General features: G+C 70.6%; 20 protein-coding genes. 11 read left to right on the forward strand and 9 right to left on the reverse strand.

From position 1 onward, the window contains the following. Positions 1–2 precede the first annotated feature (2 nt). From O5O46_RS28860 to O5O46_RS28870, 3 genes are read left to right on the forward strand one after another with little or no spacing between them, the layout of a single operon-like run. A complete protein-coding gene (locus tag O5O46_RS28860; protein ID WP_269858553.1) occupies positions 3–2,297 on the forward strand; it encodes an MMPL family transporter in 2,295 nt (764 codons plus the stop codon). A gap of 51 nt (positions 2,298–2,348) precedes the next feature. Further along, on the forward strand, positions 2,349–2,969 hold the full coding sequence (locus tag O5O46_RS28865) for a methyltransferase family protein (protein WP_269858554.1): 621 nt from the start codon (positions 2,349–2,351) through the stop codon (positions 2,967–2,969). Positions 2,970–2,982: 13 nt separating this feature from the next. After that, the gene (locus tag O5O46_RS28870; RefSeq protein ID WP_269858555.1) at positions 2,983–4,644 is read left to right on the forward strand and encodes an AMP-binding protein; all 1,662 of its coding nucleotides are present in this window, start codon (positions 2,983–2,985) and stop codon (positions 4,642–4,644) included. On the opposite strand, the gene O5O46_RS28875 is transcribed toward O5O46_RS28870, so the two are convergent. Together O5O46_RS28875 and O5O46_RS28880 are read right to left on the reverse strand one after the other, a co-directional pair. After that, positions 4,637–6,211, reverse strand: coding sequence for a sodium/solute symporter (locus O5O46_RS28875; protein WP_269858556.1), 1,575 nt, complete (start codon positions 6,209–6,211; stop codon positions 4,637–4,639). The genes O5O46_RS28870 and O5O46_RS28875 overlap by 8 nt on opposite strands. Beyond that, entirely contained in the window at positions 6,208–6,582 is a 375-nt protein-coding gene (locus O5O46_RS28880; RefSeq protein WP_269858557.1) for a DUF485 domain-containing protein, read from the reverse strand. The genes O5O46_RS28875 and O5O46_RS28880 overlap by 4 nt, the downstream gene beginning before the upstream one ends. A gap of 784 nt (positions 6,583–7,366) precedes the next feature. Here O5O46_RS28880 and O5O46_RS28885 point away from each other — a divergent pair. After that, complete coding sequence (locus O5O46_RS28885) at positions 7,367–7,915, forward strand: sigma-70 family RNA polymerase sigma factor (protein WP_269858558.1); 549 nt, start codon at positions 7,367–7,369, stop codon at positions 7,913–7,915. 15 nt (positions 7,916–7,930) lie between these two features. Here the strand turns inward: O5O46_RS28885 and O5O46_RS28890 are convergent, their stop codons facing one another. The 3 genes from O5O46_RS28890 to O5O46_RS28900 all read right to left on the reverse strand — a co-directional run bounded on the left by O5O46_RS28890 (position 7,931) and on the right by O5O46_RS28900 (position 9,724). Further along, positions 7,931–8,617 carry an anti-sigma factor family protein gene (locus O5O46_RS28890; RefSeq protein ID WP_269858559.1) on the reverse strand — a complete coding sequence of 229 codons (687 nt, stop codon included), beginning with the start codon at positions 8,615–8,617 and terminating at the stop codon, positions 7,931–7,933. Further along, positions 8,614–9,147 (reverse strand): sigma-70 family RNA polymerase sigma factor, encoded by a 534-nt coding sequence (locus O5O46_RS28895; RefSeq protein WP_269858560.1) that lies wholly within the window; start codon positions 9,145–9,147, stop codon positions 8,614–8,616. Before O5O46_RS28895 ends, O5O46_RS28890 begins: the two co-directional genes overlap by 4 nt. Positions 9,148–9,307: 160 nt before the next feature. Next, positions 9,308–9,724: a class F sortase gene (locus O5O46_RS28900; protein WP_269858622.1), complete on the reverse strand. Its 417-nt coding sequence runs from the start codon at positions 9,722–9,724 to the stop codon at positions 9,308–9,310. A gap of 7 nt (positions 9,725–9,731) precedes the next feature. Between O5O46_RS28900 and O5O46_RS28905 the strand changes: the two genes are divergently transcribed. Continuing rightward, on the forward strand, positions 9,732–9,884 hold the full coding sequence (locus tag O5O46_RS28905; RefSeq protein ID WP_269858625.1) for a hypothetical protein: 153 nt from the start codon (positions 9,732–9,734) through the stop codon (positions 9,882–9,884). A gap of 109 nt (positions 9,885–9,993) precedes the next feature. On the opposite strand, the gene O5O46_RS28910 is transcribed toward O5O46_RS28905, so the two are convergent. Both O5O46_RS28910 and O5O46_RS28915 read right to left on the reverse strand, forming a co-directional pair. Further along, on the reverse strand, positions 9,994–10,665 hold the full coding sequence (locus O5O46_RS28910; RefSeq protein ID WP_269858561.1) for a hypothetical protein: 672 nt from the start codon (positions 10,663–10,665) through the stop codon (positions 9,994–9,996). A gap of 196 nt (positions 10,666–10,861) precedes the next feature. Then, on the reverse strand, positions 10,862–13,633 hold the full coding sequence (locus O5O46_RS28915; RefSeq protein WP_269858562.1) for a SpoIIE family protein phosphatase/ATP-binding protein: 2,772 nt from the start codon (positions 13,631–13,633) through the stop codon (positions 10,862–10,864). 208 nt (positions 13,634–13,841) lie between these two features. On the opposite strand from O5O46_RS28915, the gene O5O46_RS28920 reads away from it, so the two are divergent. After that, on the forward strand, positions 13,842–15,518 hold the full coding sequence (locus tag O5O46_RS28920) for a CocE/NonD family hydrolase (protein WP_269858563.1): 1,677 nt from the start codon (positions 13,842–13,844) through the stop codon (positions 15,516–15,518). 116 nt (positions 15,519–15,634) lie between these two features. Then, a complete protein-coding gene (locus tag O5O46_RS28925) occupies positions 15,635–16,456 on the forward strand; it encodes an SAM-dependent methyltransferase (protein WP_269858564.1) in 822 nt (273 codons plus the stop codon). On the opposite strand, the gene O5O46_RS28930 is transcribed toward O5O46_RS28925, so the two are convergent. Continuing rightward, positions 16,446–16,751 carry an ArsR/SmtB family transcription factor gene (locus O5O46_RS28930; protein WP_269858565.1) on the reverse strand — a complete coding sequence of 102 codons (306 nt, stop codon included), beginning with the start codon at positions 16,749–16,751 and terminating at the stop codon, positions 16,446–16,448. The genes O5O46_RS28925 and O5O46_RS28930 overlap by 11 nt on opposite strands. 114 nt (positions 16,752–16,865) lie before the next feature. Here O5O46_RS28930 and O5O46_RS28935 point away from each other — a divergent pair, with 114 nt between their 5' ends. The 4 genes from O5O46_RS28935 to O5O46_RS28950 are packed head-to-tail and all read left to right on the forward strand — an operon-like array spanning position 16,866 to position 20,035. Next, a complete protein-coding gene (locus tag O5O46_RS28935) occupies positions 16,866–17,447 on the forward strand; it encodes a toxin (RefSeq protein WP_269858566.1) in 582 nt (193 codons plus the stop codon). A 3-nt stretch (positions 17,448–17,450) separates the two neighbouring features. Next, a complete protein-coding gene (locus O5O46_RS28940; RefSeq protein ID WP_269858567.1) occupies positions 17,451–18,614 on the forward strand; it encodes an MAB_1171c family putative transporter in 1,164 nt (387 codons plus the stop codon). A 22-nt stretch (positions 18,615–18,636) separates the two neighbouring features. Next, positions 18,637–19,530, forward strand: coding sequence for a DNA-binding protein (locus tag O5O46_RS28945; RefSeq protein WP_269858568.1), 894 nt, complete (start codon positions 18,637–18,639; stop codon positions 19,528–19,530). A 28-nt stretch (positions 19,531–19,558) separates the two neighbouring features. Continuing rightward, positions 19,559–20,035: a DUF3574 domain-containing protein gene (locus tag O5O46_RS28950; protein WP_269858569.1), complete on the forward strand. Its 477-nt coding sequence runs from the start codon at positions 19,559–19,561 to the stop codon at positions 20,033–20,035. A 1-nt stretch (position 20,036) separates the two neighbouring features. Here the strand turns inward: O5O46_RS28950 and O5O46_RS28955 are convergent, their stop codons facing one another. After that, positions 20,037–20,975 (reverse strand): polysaccharide deacetylase family protein, encoded by a 939-nt coding sequence (locus O5O46_RS28955; protein WP_269858570.1) that lies wholly within the window; start codon positions 20,973–20,975, stop codon positions 20,037–20,039. Positions 20,976–21,015: the final 40 nt, after the last annotated feature.

Below are 21,015 nucleotides of genomic sequence, written 5' to 3' on the forward strand. Positions count from 1 at the left end.
GTATGTCGGAACGTCTGATCCGCGCGATCGCAAGACTCCGCTGGCCGCTGCTGGCCGTATGGCTGGTGGCGCTGGTCGCGGCCGGGGTCGCCGCGCTGCCCATCGCCGACCGGCTCAGCGGTGGCGGCTGGTACGTACCCGGGTCCGGCTCGCAGCAGGCGATCACGGCCACCCAGTCCGGCTTCGCCGACCGCGGCGCCAGCGACCTCACCCTGCTGGTACGGGACGAGCGCAACGCCGCCGGAACCCCCGCGTTCGACCAGCGGGTGGGGCAGGCCATGCGGCAGGTCATCGGCGACAAGCGGCTCGCGGTGGTGGGCAGTTACGGCTGGCTCGACCTGTCCCCGGCGGCCCGTGGGAAGTTCGTCGGCAAGGACCGGCACACCGCCATCACCCTCGTCGGACTGAAGCTGGACGACGGCACGGCTCGCCGGGTACTGCCCGGCATCCAGACCGACATCGACCACCGCTTCGCACCACAGGGACTGCGGGTCTCACTGGTCAGCGCGGGCACGCTGTGGGGCGAGATCAACACACTGAGCCAGAAGGGCCTGCAGACCGCCGAACTCATCACGTTCCCGCTGCTGTTGGTGATCCTGCTGCTGTTGTACCGGGGCATTGCGTCGGCGGTGGTCTCCTTCGTGGTCTCCGCGACGGCGATCGTCTTCACCCTCGGGCTGATGTCGGTACTCGCCCAGCACTTCGAGCTGTCGATCTTCGTGGAGAACGCGGCCACCATGATCGGCCTCGGGGTGAGCGTCGACTACTCGCTGTTCATCATCTCCCGTTACACCGACGAACTCGCCCGCGGCCGGGACCGCACGGCCGCGCTCGCCGCCACACTGCGCACCAGCGGCAAGACCGTCACCTTCTCCGGACTCATCGTCATCCTCGCGATGTCGAGCCTGTTCCTGGTGGACCTCAACGTCATCCAGTCGATCGCGCTGGGCATCCTGGTCGTGGTGGCCTTCGCGGTGCTGGCAGCGGTGCTCGTACTGCCGCTGGTACTACTGCTGTTGGGCGACCGGATCCTGTGGGGCCGACTGCCCATGCAGCGGCGTGGGCCCGAGGAGCAGGGGCGGCGCTGGCGGAACGTGGCACGGCAGATCATGCGGCGTCCGGTCCTGTTCCTGGTGGTGGCGATCGTCGCGATGGTGGCGCTCGCCTCCCCTTCACTCGGTTTGCGCACCTTCACCCCGGACGCGCGCATCGTGCCCGAGTCCTCCCCCGTGCGGCAGGGGTACGACGCCATGCGCGAGCAGTTCGGGCCCGGTTCCGCCTCCCCCAACGAGGTGGTCATCAGCTCGGACACCCCGCTGAACACCGCGCGGGACAGCGGCCGGATCCTGGCGGTGCGCGACGAGTTGGCCAGGCTTCCGCACGTCACCGACGTCAACTCGCCGGTCGACGCGCTACGGGCGGTCAGTCCCGCTCGGCCGTTCGCCGCGCTGGACCCGGCGGTCTTCGACCGGCTGCCGGCCGACGCCCGCGCCACTGTCAACCACTTCGTCTCCAGCGACCGGCGCACCATCGTGCTCGAGGTCATCGCGGACAACTACGCGTCCAGCGCGCCCTCCCGCGACCTGGTCGCCGCCATGCGGTCCACCGTGGACCGGCTCGGCGCTCCCGGCCTGCACACGGTGGTGGGCGGTGAGACCGCGGAGGGCATCGACGCCAACTCGGCGATCTCGGACGGGCTGCCCTCGGTGGTGGCGGTCATGCTGGTGGTCATCTACGTGCTGCTGCTGATCACCTTCCGGTCCGTACTGCTGCCGATCAAGGCGATCCTGATCAACCTGCTCTCCCTCGGGGCGACGTACGGCGCCCTGGTGCTGGTGTTCCAACACTCCTCCGGTGCCGCTCTGTTCGGCTTCCAGCAGTTCGGCTACCTACAGAACTTCGTGCCCATCCTGCTGCTGGCGATCCTGTTCAGCCTCAGCACCGACTACGAGGTGTTCCTGCTGCACCGCATCCGCGAGGAGTACGACAGCGGGGCGGACAACACCTCCAGCGTGGCGACCGGCATGGCCCGCACCGCGCCGCTGATCTCCGGTGCCGCACTGCTGATGGTCGCGGTGTTCGGCGCCTTCGCCTTCACCGGCATCATGCCCATCCAGCAACTCGGCTTCGGCCTGGCCGTCGCCATCGCACTGGACGCCACCATCATCCGGCTGGTCGTGGTGCCCGCCGCCATGCAGCTGATGGGCCGGTGGAACTGGTGGCTGCCCGGCCGCCCGGACCGGCCCGCACCCGTCGTCAGGACGCAGGAGTCCGAGGAGTCCGTCGTCCGGTCGTAACCACCGCCACAACCGCCGCATCATAACCGCCAGAAAGGATGCCACCCTCACGTGGATGACTCCGCCCTCCTGCTGCTCCTGCTGGACTTCGTCTTCATCGGCGCCCTGCCCCGACTCTTCTTCCGCTCGGACGGCAGCTTCAACCTGAGGTGGTGGCTGACCGCCCTGCCGTTCTTCCTGTGCCCGCTGTACATCGCGGCGGGGCTCGCGATCGGCTGGCAGCCGTTCGCCTCGGGTACTCCGCGCACCGTACTGACGCTGATCTCCGTGGTGTTGAGCGTGGCGTCCATCGCGCTGATCTTCATGACGCTGGGCACCCACCGCATTCCGCTGGCGCTGTGGCACCAGGACAACGACGCGCCACGGCACATCGTGACCTATGGCGCCTACCGCCGGATCCGGCACCCGTTCTACTCCTCGTTCCTGCTGGCCTTCCTCGCGGGCCTGCTCGTCTACCCGCACTGGGGCACAGTGCTGTTCGCGGTCTACGGGCTGGTGTCGCTGAACACCACGGCCGCCCGCGAGGAACGTCGGCTGAGTGCCTCGGAGTTCGGCGCCGAGTACCGCCGGTACATCGCCCAGAGCGGCCGCTTCCTGCCCCGGCTGGGCAGGATCGAGGACACCGCCGAGCCCGCGCGCCCGGCGGAAACCGCCCAGGTCATCGAGGGATAGGACGGTTCTGGACGTGTCACGTCTGATTTCCTGGCTCGCCGACCCGCACCCGCAACGCGGGGTGCGCTTCGCCGCCGACGGGGGCGACTGGGAGTTCGTCTCCTACCGTGAACTCGCCTCCTCGGCCCGCCGGATGGCCACCGAGATGGTGTCGGCCGGGGTGCGCCCCGGCGATGTGGTCTGCCTGCTGATGCCGTCTGGCCGGGACTGCCTGGCCGCGCTGTTCGGCACCTGGGCGGCGGGCGCCACGATCTCCCCGCTGCTGCCTCCCTCGTTCCAGTCCGACAACGAGTACACCGAGTACGTCTCCGGAATCCTGCGGCAGGCCGAGCCCGCCCTGGTGGTCACCGCCGAGACGTACCGCCCGCTGGCGGCCGAGGCGATGGTCCGGGCGGGCCGGTCGGACGAACCGTGGATCCCGCGCGAGGGAGCCACCGAGATCCCCATCGAGGACCACGACCGCGAGGGGATCGCGCTGCTCCAGTTCACCTCCGGCTCCACCGGACAGCCCCGCGGCGTCCGGGTCTCCTGGGACAACCTGGCGGCCAACCACGCGATGCTGAGCCGCCTGCTCGACTGGCGGGACAGCGACTCCGTCGTCTCCTGGCTGCCGCTCCACCACGACATGGGACTGATCGGCTGCTGCCTGTTCCCGTTCGCCGCGCAGGGCGAACTGTGGCTGATGCGGCCCGAGCAGTTCATCCGCGACCCCGCACGCTGGCTTGAGTGCCTCGCGCCGGGCAAGGCGACGCACTCGGCGGCGCCGTCGTTCGCCTTCGCCTACGCCGCCCGACGGGTGAAGCCGCAGCGACTGGCCGAGCTGGACCTGTCCAGCTGGCGCAGTGTGGTGGTCGGGGCCGAGGTGGTCGATCCGGCGGCGCTGGACGCGTTCGCCCGGTTCGCCGAGCCGGTGGGTTTCTCCCGCGACACCTACCTGCCCTCGTACGGGCTGGCCGAGAACACCCTGGCGGTCACCGGCGCCGAGGGACCGGTCGTGGTGGTGCGCCCCGACTGGTCCTCGATGCGGCTCGGCGAGCCGGTGCGCATCCAGGAGGCGGGGAAGCTGGGCGACCGGCCCATCGAGCCGGGCTCCGGCTGGCTCGTCGGCCACGGCGCCCCGCACGAGGCGGACGGCGTGGGCGTGCGGATCCTGGACGCCGAGGGGCGTCCGCTGCCGGACGGGCACCTCGGCGAGGTCGCCGTCACCGGTAGTTCGGTGGCTCAGGGCTACCACGGCGGCCGGGAGGGCGGCTCCACCCGGTTCGTCGACGATGAACTGCGCACCGGGGACGCCGGGTTCGCGCACGACGGGCAGCTGTTCGTGCTGGGCCGGATGGGAGACAGCCTCAAACTGCGCGGCCGCAGTGTGTACATGGACGACCTGGACGCGAAGGTCGCCGCGGCGGCCCGGCTGGACAAGGACCGGATAGCCGTGGTGGCGGTCAACGACCGCGGCCGGGTCGGACTCGCCGTCTTCGTGGAGTCGGCGCCCGGGCCGTGGACGGACGCGGTGACCGAGACGCTCCGCGGCGAACTGGGCCCCGAGCCCTCGCTGACCCTGGTCGCCGGGCGGCGCGGCCTGCTCAAGCGGACCACCAGCGGCAAGCTGCGACGGCGGCACATGTGGCAACTCCTCCAGGAGGACAAGCTGAAGTCGGTGACCGTCATCAACTAGAGGCCACCGCCGCGCGCAGCGCGCTGACCACCGACCGCCAGCCGTGCCGGCTGCCGAGCCAGCCGCTGAGGAACCCGACCGGGACCGAGACGATCCCGGTGGTCCGCAACGGGAACCAGTGGAAGTCATGGTGAGGGAAGAGCGAGTCGGGCCTACCGGACACGGCGGTCGAGAACGTCATCAGCAGCAGCACGCACGCCGTACCCCCCAGCAGCGTGCACAGCAGTCCGGTACGGGTGTAGCCGCTCCAGAACAGGCTGTACACCAGGGCGGGCGCCACCGCCGAGGCGCCGACGCAGAACGCGGTGGCGATGAGCACCTGGAGGTTCCGGTCGCGTACCAGCGCGGCGAGCACGATCGCCACCAGGCCGATGCCCAGGATCGCCCACCGGGCGACGGCCAACTCGCCGCGCTCGGTGGCCCGTTCACGGCGGAGCACCCCGGCGTACAGATCGTGCGCCACCGAGGTGGCGGCGGCCAGCGTCACTCCGGCGACCGAGGCCAGCAGTGTCATGAAGATCGCTCCGCCGATGGCGGCGAACAGCACCGCCTCGCCGAGCGAGGGGTAGTCCGTGCCAAGCGCGCTGGACAGCAGCAACAGCGAGGTGCTGCCCTGTGGATCGTTGGCGGTGATCACCTGGTGTCCGACCAGCGCGGCCGCGGCGGTGCCCATCACGGTGACGAACAGCCCGATGACGACCGTCGCCCCGACCGCCCAGGACATCGACCGACGGACCGCGGACGCGCTGGACCCGCCGTTCATCCGCATGGTGACATGGGGCAGGCAGGCGGCGCCGAGGACCACGCTGATCTGGACGCTGAGGAAGTCGAGTCTGCCTCGGGCGCCGCGGCCGAACTCCAGCCCCTGCCGCAGATATGCGTCCCCCGCGCCACTGCCCTGCCGGGCGGCGGACAGCAGTGCGTCGGGGTTCCAGTGGAAGCGGCTGAGCACCAGCAGGGTGATGGCCAGGCTGGCGCCGAACAGCATCACCATCTTGATGATCTGCACCAGCGCGGTGCCCTTCATCCCGCCCATCGCCGCGTAGCCGATCATCAGGGCACCGACCACACAGATGCACGCCGCCTTCGCGCCGTCCACCGAGATGCCCAGGATGAACGTCAGCAGCGAACCGGCGACGGACAGTTGGACCAGCAGGAAGGGCAGCGAGGCGGCGAGGATGACCGCGCAGGCGGCGCCGCGCACCGCGCGGCCGGGCATCCGCCGGGCCAGCACGTCGCCCATGGTGAACCGGCCCGCGGTGCGCAGCGGTTCGGCGAGCAGCCGCATCAGCAGCAGCAGGGACAGCACGGTGCTCAGCACCAGGACGACCCCGTCGTAGCCGCTGAGCGCGATGACTCCGGAAGTGCTCAGCACGGTGGCCGCCGAGACGTAGTCGCCCGCGACCGCCAGGCCGTTGCGCAGTGGGGTCAGGGTGCGGTAGCCGGTGTAGAAGTCGGCGAGGTCGTCGGGTTCCGAGCCGGTCAGGATGCACAGCAGCATGGCGAGCGTGGCCAGCACCGAGAACATGATCAGGGCACCGGTCTGCGCCGAGGTGGAGTTGGTCATCGGTACGACTCCACGGGCTCGCCGAGTTCACCGACCGCCGGATCGCCACGGCAGTCGGTGCGCAGTCCATGAGCGGCGAACCCGAAGACGGCCGCGAACTGCGAAAGGCCGAGCAGCACACCGACGTTGCCGAGGCCCGGCACCGGAAGGCTCATCACGTCGCCCAGGAACGAGGAGAGCAGGACGTACAGCAGGAAGGCGCACAGCGTGGCCATGCTCGGCGCCCGGCCCAGCCAGTAGCCCGCCCGGCTCAGCCAACTCTTGTAGCCAGCCAGGGCGTTGAGGGTCGCGGCGGAGGTTCTCCGTTCGGCCGCGCGGTGCCGTCCCCGCCCGTGCGGGCGCAGTGACAGCAGTACGTCCAGACAGGTCATCGCCTGACCTTTCCGTTGGATCCGGTCCCGTTCGGCTCCCCGGTACACACAGCACCGGCCCCGACCCGGGGGAGGCGGGTCCGCGGGGCGGTGCCGTGTGACCGTTCAGTACGGGCGCAGACCGGCGCCGGTTCACCGCAACACATTCCGTTTACCGTCTCTTTGCCATTTGGCACGGACTTTCCAACGAACGGCGGGGAGAATCGTGCGGCATCCTCCCGAATTTCTCCAGGACGCCGGGTAACCCCTGACGGCGAATCGGCAGGCCAGACCGGCCGTCATCCCATTGATATGTACTCGCGCTTGTGGTTAACCTTCGCGGTACTCCGGGGTAACTCCCCCGAAGTGGCGGGCGGTTGACCTTCGACGGCGCTCGTCAGCTTTTCCAATTCCGATCTCAGCACCCTGTGATCGCCAACCTGAGGATGCCCCACCGGGCCGCCTTCCATGCACGCACTGCGCACGCCATGCAGGCGGCGGGCCACCCCCACGGCGCGTCGCGGCAGCCGCACTGCCCCCTGACCGTCACGTCGAGGAGCGTGTTGCCATGTCCCCCCACCAACGCCGCGGAGCCGCCGCGGCTTCGGCGTACGGATCGTGTCCGGCGGCCCATAACGCCGCCACCTTAATCTGTTTCCCGTTCAACGAAGGCGTCCCCGAATTCACAGGGACGACCCCGCCGCAAGGCGGCCGATATCGGCCCCACCCACATAACGTCCCGATAAATGCGACGGTCGGGTTGACCGGCGGTGATGCGCCGGGATCGGCGGGTGAGGACTGACCCATGCTAATCCAACGCAGACGGTCCAAACGTTCTCAAGCTCCCACCGTGGAATCCGAGTTGGTCCGACGGCTCTACCGGGAACACGCTTCCGCACTGCTCAGCTACGTGATCACGCTGACCGGTGGTGACCGCTACTGGGCGGAGGACGTCGTCCAGGAGACCCTGCTGCGGGCGTGGCGGCACGCGGCGCAGCTCACCGACCCCACCCGCAGCGCCCGCCCGTGGCTGGCCACCGTGGCCCGACGCATCGTCATAGACGACTACCGCAGCCGCCGGTCCAGGCCGCAGGAGATGGGCGACACCGCGCTGGAACTCCTCGCCGCACCGGACGAGTTCGACCGGGCACTGTCCGCCATGACCCTCTCGGAGGCACTGGCCACCCTGACCCCGGCGCACCGAGAGGCCATCGTGGAGTCCTACCTCGCCGGGCGCACCATCCAGCAGGCCGCGGCGGTGCTCGGCATCCCCAACGGCACCGTGAAGTCCCGGATCTACTACGGGCTGCGCGCGCTCAGAAGAACGCTGGAGGAACAGGGCGTGCCGGGATAGCGCCGCGAGACAGTGCTACTCCGGTACGGAGACGAGCCGGTGACCGTCGACGGTCTCCACGTCGAACCGGCTGATGTCGCCCGGCTGCATGGCGGTGGCGCCGGGGATGGTGAGGTTGCCCCGGCCCTTGGCGGTCCAACTCGCTGCGACCTGGCGTTCACCGTGCCGTCCGATCGCGACCAGCGAACAGGTCGAGCCCGGCGGCGCGTTGTGCAGGTCGAGGGTCAACCGGCTGCCCCAGGCAACCGGTTGGACCGAAACCGATGCGCCCACCCCGGTGGCGTTGTCGGTGGCCGACGCGACATGCGCGGGCGCGCCGTGACCGCCGCCGCCCGTACTCAGCGTCCAGGTGGTGCCTATTGCGGCCAGCACCGCCGCCCCCGCCACGGCGACTGCCAGTCGGCCGCGGCGGCTGCGGCGCCGCCGCCCGTGCCGCCGAAGTCGCACCAGCGGGGCGCACTGGGCGGGGGCCGGGGCGGCCGGGGCCGAGGCGGCACACACCGCCTCGGCCTCGGCCTTCGACACCAGCGAGAGCAGCGCGGGCACCCCGGCCAACTCGTCGTGCTCCTGACGGCAGTCGGGGCAGACCGCCAGATGCTGGCGCACATCGAACGACTCGCCCGCGTTCAGCGCACCGAGCACGTAGGCGCCGAGCGAGAGCCGAACCGGCTCGCACTCCTCGTGTGTTCCGGAGAACGTCATCGGCTCAACCCTCGCTCCTCACATTCGACGCGCAACGCGCGAACCGCGTAGTAGGCCCGCGACTTGACCGTGCCCGGGGCGATGCCGAGCGCCTCGGCCGCCTCCGCGACCGAGCGCTCCCGGTAGTACAGCTCCAGCAGCACGGCACGGTGGTCCGGGCTGAGCCCGGACAGCGCCTCGGCCAGCTGCCAGGACAGCAGGGTGCGGGCGAACGCCTCGTCCGGGCCGGGAGTTGACGAGGGTTGCAGCACCAGTGACTCGTCGCCCACCTCGGTGGGGCGGGCCCGGCGCATCCGCTCCTGGTCGATGACCAGGTTGCGGGCCACAGTGAACAACCAGCCCCGGGTCGACCCGCGCTCCGGGTCCAGCGCGCCGGAGCTGCGCCAGGCCCGGAGCATGGTCTCCTGCACCACGTCCTCCGCGCGCTGCCGGTCACCGCTGGTCAGCCGGAGTACGTATCTCAGCAGCGAACCCGCGTACGTGTCGTACAGCGTTCGCAAGGTCTCGTCGTCCGCGGTCCGAGAACCCATCCATCCCCCCGCGTCATCCGCGGGGCTCGGTCGCGGAGGGCCCGGCGGCCGGGACACCGCCTCCGCCGGTGGTTACCGGACTGGTTATGCGGGCGTAGCCATCCGCTGCGCGCATGGACACTTGTTCACTCCTATCTCCCCGCCTGCCGCGGAATTCCGGTCAGGCCGTTGCCGAAGTGGCCGATACCAGTGACGCGAAGACCACGACATTGTCCGGATAGGCGTGCGTCGTGGGGTTCTTCGGACCACCGCAGGTAATGAGCCGGAGTCCGGCGTGGTCGATGTTTCCGTACACCGCTTGGCTGGGGAACTTCTCCTTGGGGTATTCGGCGGTCTGGTCCACCGAGAAAACGGCGACACTGCCGTCCGCTCTGGACACTGACACCTTGTCACCGGTGTGCAGTGCGGCGAGTCGGAAGAAGACGCCGACGCCGAAGTTACCAAGGGTCACGTGACCGAGTATGACGGAAGGGCCGAGTTGTCCGGGGGTGGGCGAGAACTGATACCAACCGGCTGGCGAGTTACTCTCGATGGGCGGAACTTGAACAGTTCGGTCCGAATTCAGTCCCAATCGCATCAGGGGCGTGTGGACACCGATCGCCGGGATGTCCAAACGCACCGGAACCGATCTGGCCAGGGTCAGCCCGCTGGACGGTTTGGCCGAGGGCCGGGGGGCGGTGCCGCCCGGCGCGGCCAGCACCGCGGGGGGTCGCGAGGACGCCCGCCAGTCGGCGTAGCCGAACCCCAGCCCCACCGCCCCGGCCAGCGCCGCCACCGCCGCCACCGTGGTGGCCACCCGGCCCCCGCGGCGGCCCGGCGGCGGGCTGCTCCCGACGGCGTGCCGGGTCAACGGCCAGCCCTGGCCCGGCGGCGAAGTAGCAGGCCGGCGCCGCCCGCACCGAGCAGCAGACCGCCGACCACACCCGCGGTGGCGTAGCCCGGCAGGCCGGAGGACACCGCCCCGGTGTTGGGCGCGCCGCTGGGCATGGTGCTGATCTGCCCGGGCGCGCTGGACATCGGGGACGAGGGCATCGGCATGGTGCCGGAGGCCGGTTGGGAGGCCGACACGGTGGGGTGCGGCATGGTCATCGACGGGCTGGGCTTGGGGGTCGGCTTCATGCCTCCGGTGCCCGCCACGACGACCACGATCCGCGTGGTGACCTTCACGTTTCCGCACCGAGCCTCGATCGCGGTGGCTCCCGGTTTGGCGTGCTGGGATATCTTCGCCCACCCCGACCAATTCATGGGGTTGGTGGAGGTCATGGTGGCCGAGCCGCCGTATCCGGTCATGGCCGTGTAAGGGTCGTTCATCCTCGGGGAGAACGCTGCGGATCCGACCCACTTCAATGCGCTGCCGTTATTCGGGCAGGTACCGATGACATGCACCGTCTGGCCGACGCTGACCGTTGTCGGTGAGGCGGTGATCTGTCCTGTTCCAACGCCCGCGAAGGCGGGCGCGGCACCGACCGCCAGGGCCGCTCCGGCCGTTGTCAGGACCGCCAGGTGAGAAATGCGCACGGGGCTACTCTCCTCCACGCTGCTTTCGCTGCCCCGGGCGAACTCCCCGTCGGATTACCGACCTTGCCGAGGCGCGTACGACGGTAACAACACGTAGGGCGTGGGGTTCCGGTTCAAATCCGGTACGACTGGCCGGAATTCTTTCCCAGCGCTTGACCCGGCGGCCCGGCGACCCGGCGGACGGCCGTGCCGCGGGCTAGGCCAGCGGCAGTTCGGCCCAGATGACCTTGCCCTCGCTGGTGTAGCGGGTGCCCCAGCGCTCGGCGAGCTGGGCGACGAGGAACAGTCCGCGACCGCCCTCGTCCATCGTGGCCGCGTAGCGAAGGTGCGGGGAGGTGCTGCTGGCGTCGGAGACCTCGCAGATCAGGGTGCGGTCGCGGATCAGCCGGACCCGGATCGGGCTGGTGGCGTAGCGGATGGCGTTGGTGATCAGCTCGCTGAGCACCAACTCGGTGGTGAACACCGCCTCGACCAGGCCCCAGCGGTTCAGTTGCTCGGTCACCTGGGCGCGCACCCCGGCCACCGCCGCCGGGTCGAACGGCACGTCCCACTCGGCGATCTGGTCATCGGCCAGGAACTGGGGGCGGGCCACCAGCAGCACGATGTCGTCGCTCTGCCGGACGGGCAGCAGGGCGTCAAGCACCGCGTCGCAGGTCTCCTCGGCGGGCCGGTCGGCATGGGCGAGGGCGGAGGCCAGCAGGTCCAGGCCGACGTCGATGTCCCGGTCGCGCTCGTCCACCAGACCGTCGGTGTACATCACCAGCTGGCTGCCCGGCTCCAGCCGCAGTTGCGCGTTCTGGAACGGCAGCCCGCCCAGGCCGAGCGGCGGACCGGCCGGCAGGTCGGGGAAGCGCACGGCGCCGTCGGGGCTCACCAGCGCGGGCAGTACATGGCCCGCACGGGACATCGTGCAGTCCCCGGAGACCGGGTCGTAGATCGCGTACAGACAGGTGGCCCCGGTGATGGCACCCTCGCCGCCCCGGCTGGTCTCCTCCCGGTCGATCCGGGTGACCAACTCGTCCAGGTGGCCGAGAAGTTCATCGGGCGGAAGGTCGAGCGTGGTGAAGTTGAGCACCGCCGTACGCAGCCGTCCCATCGTCGCCGAGGCGTGCAGACCGTGGCCGACCACGTCTCCGACCACCAGCGCCACCCGGCTGCCCGGCAGCGGGATGACGTCGAACCAGTCACCGCCGACGCCCTCCTGCGCGGGCAGGTAGCGGTACGCCACGTCGACGGCGCTCTGCTCGGGCAGGCCCCGCGGCAGCAGACTGTGTTGCAGCGTCACCGCCATGTTGTGCTCGCGGGTGTAGCGGCGGGCGTTGTCGATGGACACCGCCGCCCGGATGACCAGTTCCTCGGCGAGCGACACATCGTCCTCGTCGAACGGGTTCGGGTCCCGGGAGCGCCAGAAGCTGGCCACCCCCAGCACCACGCCGCGGGCGTTCAGCGGAACCGTGATCAGGGAGTGGATCCCGTGGTCCAGCATCCTCCTGGCCCGCACCGGGTCCTGCGCCTTCCATCCGGAGGCGATCCGCAGATCCGGTTCAATCACCGACGACCCCCGGCCGAAGCCGCGGGCCTGGGGGGTGGAGCGGAGGAACTCGATCGTCTTGCCCACCGAGTAGAAGGGATGGTTCTTCCGCACCCCGCCGACCGCCACCCGCACCATCTGGGTGCTCTCCTCGATCGGCGGTTCCTCGCCGCGCAGCACGGGCTCGGCCACGTCCACGGTGACGAAGTCGGCGAACCGGGGCACCGCCACCTGCGCCAGTTCCTGGGCGGTGCGCTGGATGTCGAGGGTGGTGCCGATGCCCACACCGGCGTCGTACAGGAGTTTGAGGCGCTTTCGGGCCGCCTCGGCGCGCCCCGACAGCAGCCGCAGTTCGGTGGAGTCGCGCAGGGTGGCGACGCTGCCCGGTGGGCCGCCGTTGCGGTCGGTCGGCCGGTTGTTGACGGCCAGCAGGCGGTCCCCCGACTGCAGCATCTCGTCCGTGGCGACCCGTCCGGAGGCCAGCAGTTCGGCCATGTGGGGGGCGATGCCCAGTTCGTTGACATGCCGGCCCTCGGCGTTCGGGGGCAGTTCCAGCAACCGGGCCGCCTCGTCGTTGGCCAGCAGCAGCCGACCGTCGCCGTCCACGATGAGCACGCCTTCGCGCACCGCGTGCAGCACCGCGTCGTGGTGCTCGTACATCCGCGCCATCTCGGCCGGTTCCAGGCCGTGCGTCTGGCGCCGCAGCCGTCTGCTGACCGCCGCCGTGCCGCCCAGGGCCAGTGCCAGCGCCACGGCGGCGGCGCCGAACAGGATGGGCAGCTGACGGTTGACCGCCCGGCTCACCTTGCTGATGGTGATGCCCGCGGACACCAGGCCCACCACCTTGCCGCTGCGGTCGGTGACCGGCACCACGGCCTGCTCCAGCGGACCGATGGTGCCCTTGATGGTCTCGGTGACGGTCTGCCCGGCGAGCGCCGGGCCGATGGTGCCGACGAACTTCTTGCCGATCCGGTTGGGGATGGGGTGGGTGTAGCGGATCCCCTTGGTGTTCATGACCACGATGAAGTCGACCCCGGTGGAGACGCGGGCGGCCTCGGCGAGCGGTTGGAGGATCGCCGTCGGATTCGGGGACTGCAGGGCCGGCACGATGCCCGGCGAGTGGGCGAAGGTCTGGGCGACTGCCACCGAACGGTTGCTGGCCTCGCGCTGGCTGTCGCGCTGCGCCTGGAGGATCAGCTCCGCTCCGGCGGCCAGCACCAGCAGGATGACGATGAGCACCTGGAGTACGAAGACCTGGCCGGAGACCCGGCGCAGCGGGCGCAGCAGGGCGTGGCGCCGCGCCGGACGCGGTGCCTGCTGATCGCCCCGGCCTTGCCGGTCACGCTCTGTCCTCACGCGCTCACGCCGACCCCAGGGGCGCCGACCGCGGAACGCAGGGGCCGACCGGGCCCAGGGTCGGCCCACACCTCGGGCCATAGCCCCTGTCTACACTGCCGACCCGGGAGAGGCGAACGCTGAGCGCCACCAGAGGTTGGTCGCCACGCCGTCGGCACAGCACTGTTACCGGCCAGTAGATTTGGCCGATCACGCACTCACCCCCGCCACTTGGGTCCCCCTAGGCTCCCTGCACCCGTACCGTACGCGTGCCGCAGGGGCACCACGGTCTGAGCCTGATGGGACACCGATGACGCGATCCGGCCCCACCCGCGAACGCCGCAACCGCGACCAGCGCCGCGCCCGCCGCTGGCTGACAACCACCGTCGCCGCCACGGCACTTGCCCTCGCCGGAACCTTCGCCGCCGTTCCCGCGTCCGCCGCGCCGGCCGGTCAGCCGGTGGCCCGGGCGGGCTCCACCGGGTCCTTGCGGCTGGTCGACATCCCCATGAAGGACGGTGTCGTCCTCAAGGCCGATGTGCTCACCCCCGCCCCAGGCTCCCCCGGTGCCGACGCGCAGGGCCGTTATCCGGTGGTCGTCGAGCCCGCTTCCTGGGGGCAGAACGACCTCGAATACCTGATGCAGAGCCGCAAGCTGGCCGCCGACGGCTATGTGGTGGTCACCTACACGGTGCGCGGCTTCTGGCTCTCCGGCGGCCAGGTGGACGTCGCGGGCCCCAAGGACGTTGCCGACATCTCCTCGGTCATCGACTGGACGCTCGCCCACACGCCCGCCGACCCCCGCCGCATCGGCATGACGGGCCTGTCGCTGGGCGCCGGAATGTCGCTGATGGGCGCCGCATTCGACCCGCGGGTCAAGGCGGTGGCCGCGATGAGCGCCTGGGGCGACCTGGTCAACGCGCTCTACGGCGGGCGGACCCGGCACGTCGGAGCGGCCGGCATCCTGACCGCCGTACAGATCCCCACCGGCCGCCAGAGTCCCGAGACCCACGAGGCGGTCAACGACATGTTCACCAACCAGAACATCCCGGAACTCGTCAAGTGGGCCAAGACCAGGTCCCCGGGCACCTATGTGGACCGCATCAACGCCCACCACACCGCGGTGTTCATCGCGAACGCCTGGACCGACAGCATCTTCAACCCCAGCCAGGTCGCCGACTTCTACCAGAAGCTCACCGGCCCCAAGCGGCTGGAACTGCGCCCCGGCGACCACGCCACCCAGGAGATCGGCGGCATGCTGGGCCTGGACAACCCGGCCTGGGACGACGGCCGGGCGTGGTTCGACCAGCACCTGAAGAACCTGAACGGCGACGCCGCCGACCACCGGGTACAGCTTCAGGTCAGGGAGAACGCCGGGCAGGAGCAGTACCCCGACTGGCGGTCGATCAGCACCCGCACCCAGCGGCTGGAGCTCGGCCGGGCCAACCTGCTCGGAACCGGAACGCTGGGCGGCGCGCCAGACACCGGATGGCAGACGTCCATCATGGGCGGCGTGGACTCCGGCGCCGACTCCGGCATCACCGAACTGTCCGGCGGGATGGACCAGTTCCTCGGCATCCCGCCGACCGTCGAGGTCCCGCTGCTGCCCCGGGCCGTCGCCGCGGTGTGGCAGTCCGCGCCGTACTCCGACGTCCAGCACATCCGCGGGACGGTCGGGTTCCACACCACGGTCACCTCGTCGTCGCCGAAGGGCACCGTGTTCGCCTACCTCTACGACGTGAACGCCCTGGGGGTCGGCAAGTTGATCACCCATGCGCCGCAGAGCTGGTCGAGCACGCCTGGGCAGGCCGTACCGCTGGACCTCTCGCTGTTCGCCACCGCCTACGACCTGCCCGCCGGGCACCGGCTGGCGCTGGTGCTGGACACCAAGGACCCGATGTACGGCAGCGACACCCCGCTCGGCAGCCGGCTGTCGTTCGGCTCCCCGGGGAACGACCCCTCGCGGCTGACCGTACCGCTGCGCTGAGCGACGGGGTCGAATGAACGTCCCCGGCCATGGTGTTGGTGTGACCGACGGTGCGACCGGCGGGTTTCTCCTACGATGGGGCACGTACAACACCCCACGCAGATAAGGCAGTTGCCATGGTTGAGGACGTTACCGAGGTGGACCAGTCGAAGCCGAGCATCGCCCGGGTCTATGACTATCTGCTCGGTGGCAAGGACAACTACGCGGTGGACCGGGAGATCGGCGACAAGTTCATCGACGACCTGCCCGGCTCGGTCGCCATCGCGCACAGCAACCGCCAGGTACTGGTGCGCGCGGTCAGCGACATCGCGCTGCACGGGGGGGTCCGGCAGTTCATCGACATGGGCAGCGGACTGCCGACCGCGGACAACGTCCACCAGGTGGCCGGACGGCACGCGCCGGACGCCCGCGTGGTCTACGTGGACAACGACCCCATCGTGCTGGCACACGGCCGGGCGCTGCTGGAGGAGACCACCAACACCCGGGTGATCCGGGCCGACGTACGAGACCCCGAGGCGATCCGCGAGCACCCGGACACCGTCTCGCTGATCGACTTCGAGCAGCCGGTGGCCGTGGTGCTCAGCGCCATCCTGCACCACATCAACGACGACGAGGACCCGCGCGCGGTGGTCAGCTACTGGCGGGACCGGGTGCCGTCCGGCAGTTACTTCTTCATCAGCCACTTCCGCACCGGCCACAACGCGGAGACCAGCGAGGCCGAGCAGGTGCTCCAGGCGACGTTCGGGCGCGGCCGGTGGCGCAGCGACGAGGAGATCCGCGAGCTGTTCTGCGGCATGGAGATCCTGCCGCCCGGCATCGTCCCGGCGGCGCGCTGGCGGCCGGAAGCGGCGGACGGCGTGGCGCACGTCGGTGACGCCGATCGTGAACTGACCGTGTGGGAGCAGCTGATCGTGGCGGGGCTGGCGGTCAAGCGGTGACGGCCAGCCGGGGCGGCTGTATCAGGGACAGCAACCGCTGGAGCCTGGTCAGCCCTTCCGGCCGTACCGAGTAGCAGATCTGCGCGCCCCGGCGGCGGGAGGCGACCAGACCGGCCTCCCGCAGCACCTTCAGGTGCTGGCTGATGGTGGGCTGGGTCACGTCGAACAGATCGGTGAACTCGCAGGCGCGGATCTCCGGTTCGGTCGCCAGCGCTCGCATGATGCCCAACCGCACGGGGTGCCCGAGCGCCCGCAGCATCGCCACTTCCGCGAAGTCATCCGCAGTCCGTGTCACGTTCGACACCGTACCAACGGTGTCCGCGCAGCGGGTCGCGAATGGTCAACCGCCAGAAGGACCAAGGAAGTTAGACTCGTCCCGTCATCAGGCTCCTGCCCGTGGGAGGTGCGGATGTCCGGCAGTCGGGACCGATCGCAACCGGCCACCGGGCGGCACATGCGCGCCGCGTGCGAAGCGCTCCTGTACGGCCTGCGTGTGCCCGAGGGCGGCGACATCCGCCAGCTGTGCGAACACCTCGGCGCCCGGCGCGGCCGCCCGATCCGGCTGCTGCCGACAGAGCTTCAGTGCGCCCATCTGTACGGGCTGTGGCTGGCCACGGACGTCGCGGACCTGATCGTCTACGAGGCGCACACCAGCAAACCGCACCAGGAACACATCATCGCCCACGAGCTGTCCCACATGATCTGCGGGCACCACAGCGGCGGAACGATGAACGACGGTACGGCCGGACACCTCTTCCCGGACATCAACCCGGACGTGGTCCGCGGCATGCTGCGCCGCTCCGGCTACTCGGACCACGACGAGCAGGAAGCCGAGACGATGGCTTCGCTGATCCTCACCCGCTACCGGCGGCGCACCGCGGTCCCCGCACCGAGCGCGCCGCTGGAACAGGCCGAGGCCATCGCCCGCATCGAGAGCGTGGTGGGCCGCCCCGACCCCGGGCGCGACGGTCGCGCCCACGGCCGGATCTGACGCATGGAGTACCAGTTCCTCTCCTGGACCTGCGCCGTCGCGGGGTTGTCGGCGTTCCTCTACAAGCTGCCCGCGCTGTCGCGCAGCCGCCGCAATCCGGCGATGATCGCGCTGTGCGTGTACTTCCTGTGCTCCGGGCTCAGCTTCCTGGTCGACCTGGACGCGTTCCGCGAGCACATCTGCCGGTTCCTCGCCTATCCGAACATCACCACCATCCTGGTGCAGGCCGCGGTGGTGGTGCTGACGGCGGCCCAGCAGGTGGTGCTCATCCACTGGTCGCACCCACCGGCCGAGGCACGTCTGAGGACCCGGCGCAGGCTGCTCGGGTTCGGCATCGCGCTGTCCGTGCTGCTGGTCATGTTCTACGTGGTGGACCCCACCCGGCATCCGGCCAGCGCGGAGTCCGCGCTCCTGCTCAACATGTCCAATCCGCGCTACGCCGCCTACCTGTGCTGCTACCTCGGTGTGTGCACGGCGGGCCAACTCTCGGCGTTCCGGCTGTCGTTGAGGTACGCCAGGATCGCCAACCGGCAGTGGCTGCGGCTGGGCATGTGGTCGGTGACCGCCGGGGCGACGCTGGTGCTGCTGTACTGCGCCGTCCGGTACGCCGAGATCGCGGCCACCCGGCTGGGCTTCGACACCGCGTCATGGGACTCGCTGTACTGGTTCACCGGGGACATCGGGTCCCTGCTGCAACTGTTCGGGTGGACGGTGCCGTCCTGGGGCCCCCGGCTGTCGGCCGCCGCCCGCTGGCTGGAAAGCTACCGGGCCTACCGGCGGCTGCGCCCGCTGTGGTGGGCGCTGTACCGAGCGGTACCCACCATCGCCCTGGACCCGCCGCCGTCCCCGCTGCTGGACCTGCTGCCGCCGCGCGACCTCGACTACCGGCTCTACCGTCGGGTCATCGAGATCAGGGACGCCCAGCTGGCGCTGCGCCCCTACGTCGGACCGCAGGCCGAGCGGCCCGGCAGCGCCCCTGACGAGCCGCCCTCGGCAGCCCGTGAGGCGCTGCGCCTGAAGGCGGCGCTACGGGCCAGATCGGACAACGCGGCACCGTCCGGCGGACCAACAGTGGCGTTCCCCGGCGCGCGCAACGAGGATTTCGGCAAGGAGATCGTCTGGCTGACCCGGGTCGCCGACAGCTTCCGCAAGGCGCCGCACCGCTGAGCCAGGCCCGAGGGAGGAGTCCATGGAGAGCCGCGGCCCCGGCTGCCGTGCGTCCGTCGTCGCGACGACCCGGCGGTTGCTCACCCTCGACCAGCGGGTGGGCGCCCGTGCCGCGGCCCGTTCCGCCGCACTCGCCGCCAACCGGTCGTACCAGTCGCTCGCCGACCGTGAACTGTGCGCGGCGGTGGCCGAGTTGCGGGAGGTGGCGGCCTGGATCCTGTTCGACGCCGAGGAACAGGCACTCGCCCACCGCCTGAACCAGCGGGCACTGGCGATGGCCCGGTGCTGTGCGGACCGCGCGACGGAACGGCTGGTGCTGGCCAACCTGAGCATGCAGCAGGCGCACATCGGCCAGCTACGCGCCTCGTACGACACCGCCGCCCTCGGTCTGGCCACCGCGCCCACCGCCAGGGTCGCCACCGTCTTCGCCGTTCGGCAGGCCCGCGCGCTCGCCATGGCGGGGCAACGGGCCACCGCGCTGAGGGCGTTCGACCGGGCCGACAGCCTCTTTCTGGACGGACTGTCCGACCGGGATCCGCCCTGGGCCTGGTGGGTGGACCAGCACGAACTCGACGGCCACCGCGGCATCACCCTCGCGGCGCTCCAGGACTGGGACAGGGCGATCGAACTGCTGGAGGGCGTCAGCCAGGACGGCGGCTGCGACGCCCCCGCCTATCGTGTGCTGTTCAGCACCGAGCTGCTCGCGGCGCTGGTCGGCGCCGGAGCCTGGCGCCAGGCCAGGGAGTCGGCGGAACGGCTGATGCCGTACGCGCACGCGATCGGTTCCGGGCGGGCGGTCAGCTCGCTGCGCCAAACGATCCGGGCCATCGGGTGCCGTTCCGGCACTCCCGTCCCGCTACGGGACGCCGCACACCAGCTCGCCCTACTGCTGCCCCTGCCCGACACCCCGGCATGACCTCCCCCGGATCGAAGGGACCGCCGCGTTGTACGTCTCCAAGCCGCATCTGTTCCTCGCCGCGCTCACCGCGCTGTTCGCCGCGCTGCTGGTGCTGGTCATCGCGACTCCCGCCGTCCACGCCGCGCTTGGCTCCGCCCAGCGGTCCGCGCCCGCGACCGGCCCGCTGCGCGGCGACGCGTATGTCGACACCCGGCTGTTCTTCGGCACGGGGCGGCACACCCGTCAACCGCCCGTCACCGACCAGCAGTTCCTCGCGTTCGTCGCCCAGCACGTCACCCCGCGTTTCCAGTCGGGGCTGACCATCGAGAAGGGCCGGGGACAGTGGCGTGACCGTTCCGGCAGCATCAACCGCGAACGGTCCTATGAGTTGATCCTGCTCTACCCGGCCGCGCAGGCGCGGGCCCGGGACGCGGACATAGAGGAGATCCGCGACGCCTACAAGCACGCCTACGGCATGGAGTCCGTCGGCCGCGCCGACGAGGCGGCGCGCGTCAACTTCTAGGTCACCGCGGCGGCTTCCAGGTCAGGCCCGCGTCGCGCGCCACATGGTCGGCGATGTCCGCGTGGGTGGCGTACCAGACGTCCCCCCGGTCGTGGACGTAGTCCAGCAGCTCCTCAAGTACGACGAGCCGGGAGCGGTGCCCGATCACATGCGGGTGCAGGGTGAGTTGGAACAGCCCGCCCTGCGCGTAGGCACCGTCGAACTCGTCGCGCCACAGCCGCCCGACGTCCCGGGGCGTCACACCCGGGCCCGCCGCGGTGCCCGGGTGCCGGGGGAAGTACGGGGCGTCGTCGCGTATCCACTCGACGGGGATCTCCACCATGCCCGTGGGCCGGCCGTCCGCCACGATCTCGTACGGCTCGTCGTCCGCCATGAGCGAGGAGTCGTACCGCAGCCCCAACTCCGCGCTGATCTCCAGGGTGTGCTCGCCGAACTCCCATGAGGGGGTGCGGATGCCCACCGGCCGTTTGCCGCAGATCCGCTCCAGGGTGTCCGCGCTGCGATGGGCCAGCTCCCGTTCGGCGTCCGGGCTCAGCGCGGTGTTGCGTTCGTGGATCCAGCCGTGGATGCCCACCTCGTGGCCGGCCTCGGCATAGCCGCGCGCCTCGTCCGGGCGCAGCAGCGCCATGACCGCGGGCACGAAGAACGTGGCGGGGATGGACCGCCGCTCCAGCAGCCGCATGATCTTGGGCACCGCGACCCGGGCCCCGTACTCGCCCTGGGAGAGCCTGCCGGGACCGGTCTGCCGGTCGCGCAGCGGGATCGACTCGTGGTCGGCGTCGAAGGACAGTGCCACCGCCGCCTTCGCGCCGCCGGGCCACCGCTCGGGTGCCAGGCTCCGCCCGGCCCGTACCCGTTCGACATGCGTCCGCCAGACGGACTCGCTCCACTGCCAGGGTTCATCCGGTTCGCCCGCGCCCCGCGACGGAGACATCGCCATGGGAACTCCCCTCCTTGGAGCCTCTTACGGTAACGCCGGG

Origin of the sequence: Streptomyces sp. RPT161 (assembly GCF_027533845.1) — a bacterium.
Taxonomy (GTDB): domain Bacteria; phylum Actinomycetota; class Actinomycetes; order Streptomycetales; family Streptomycetaceae; genus Streptantibioticus_A; species Streptantibioticus_A silvisoli_A.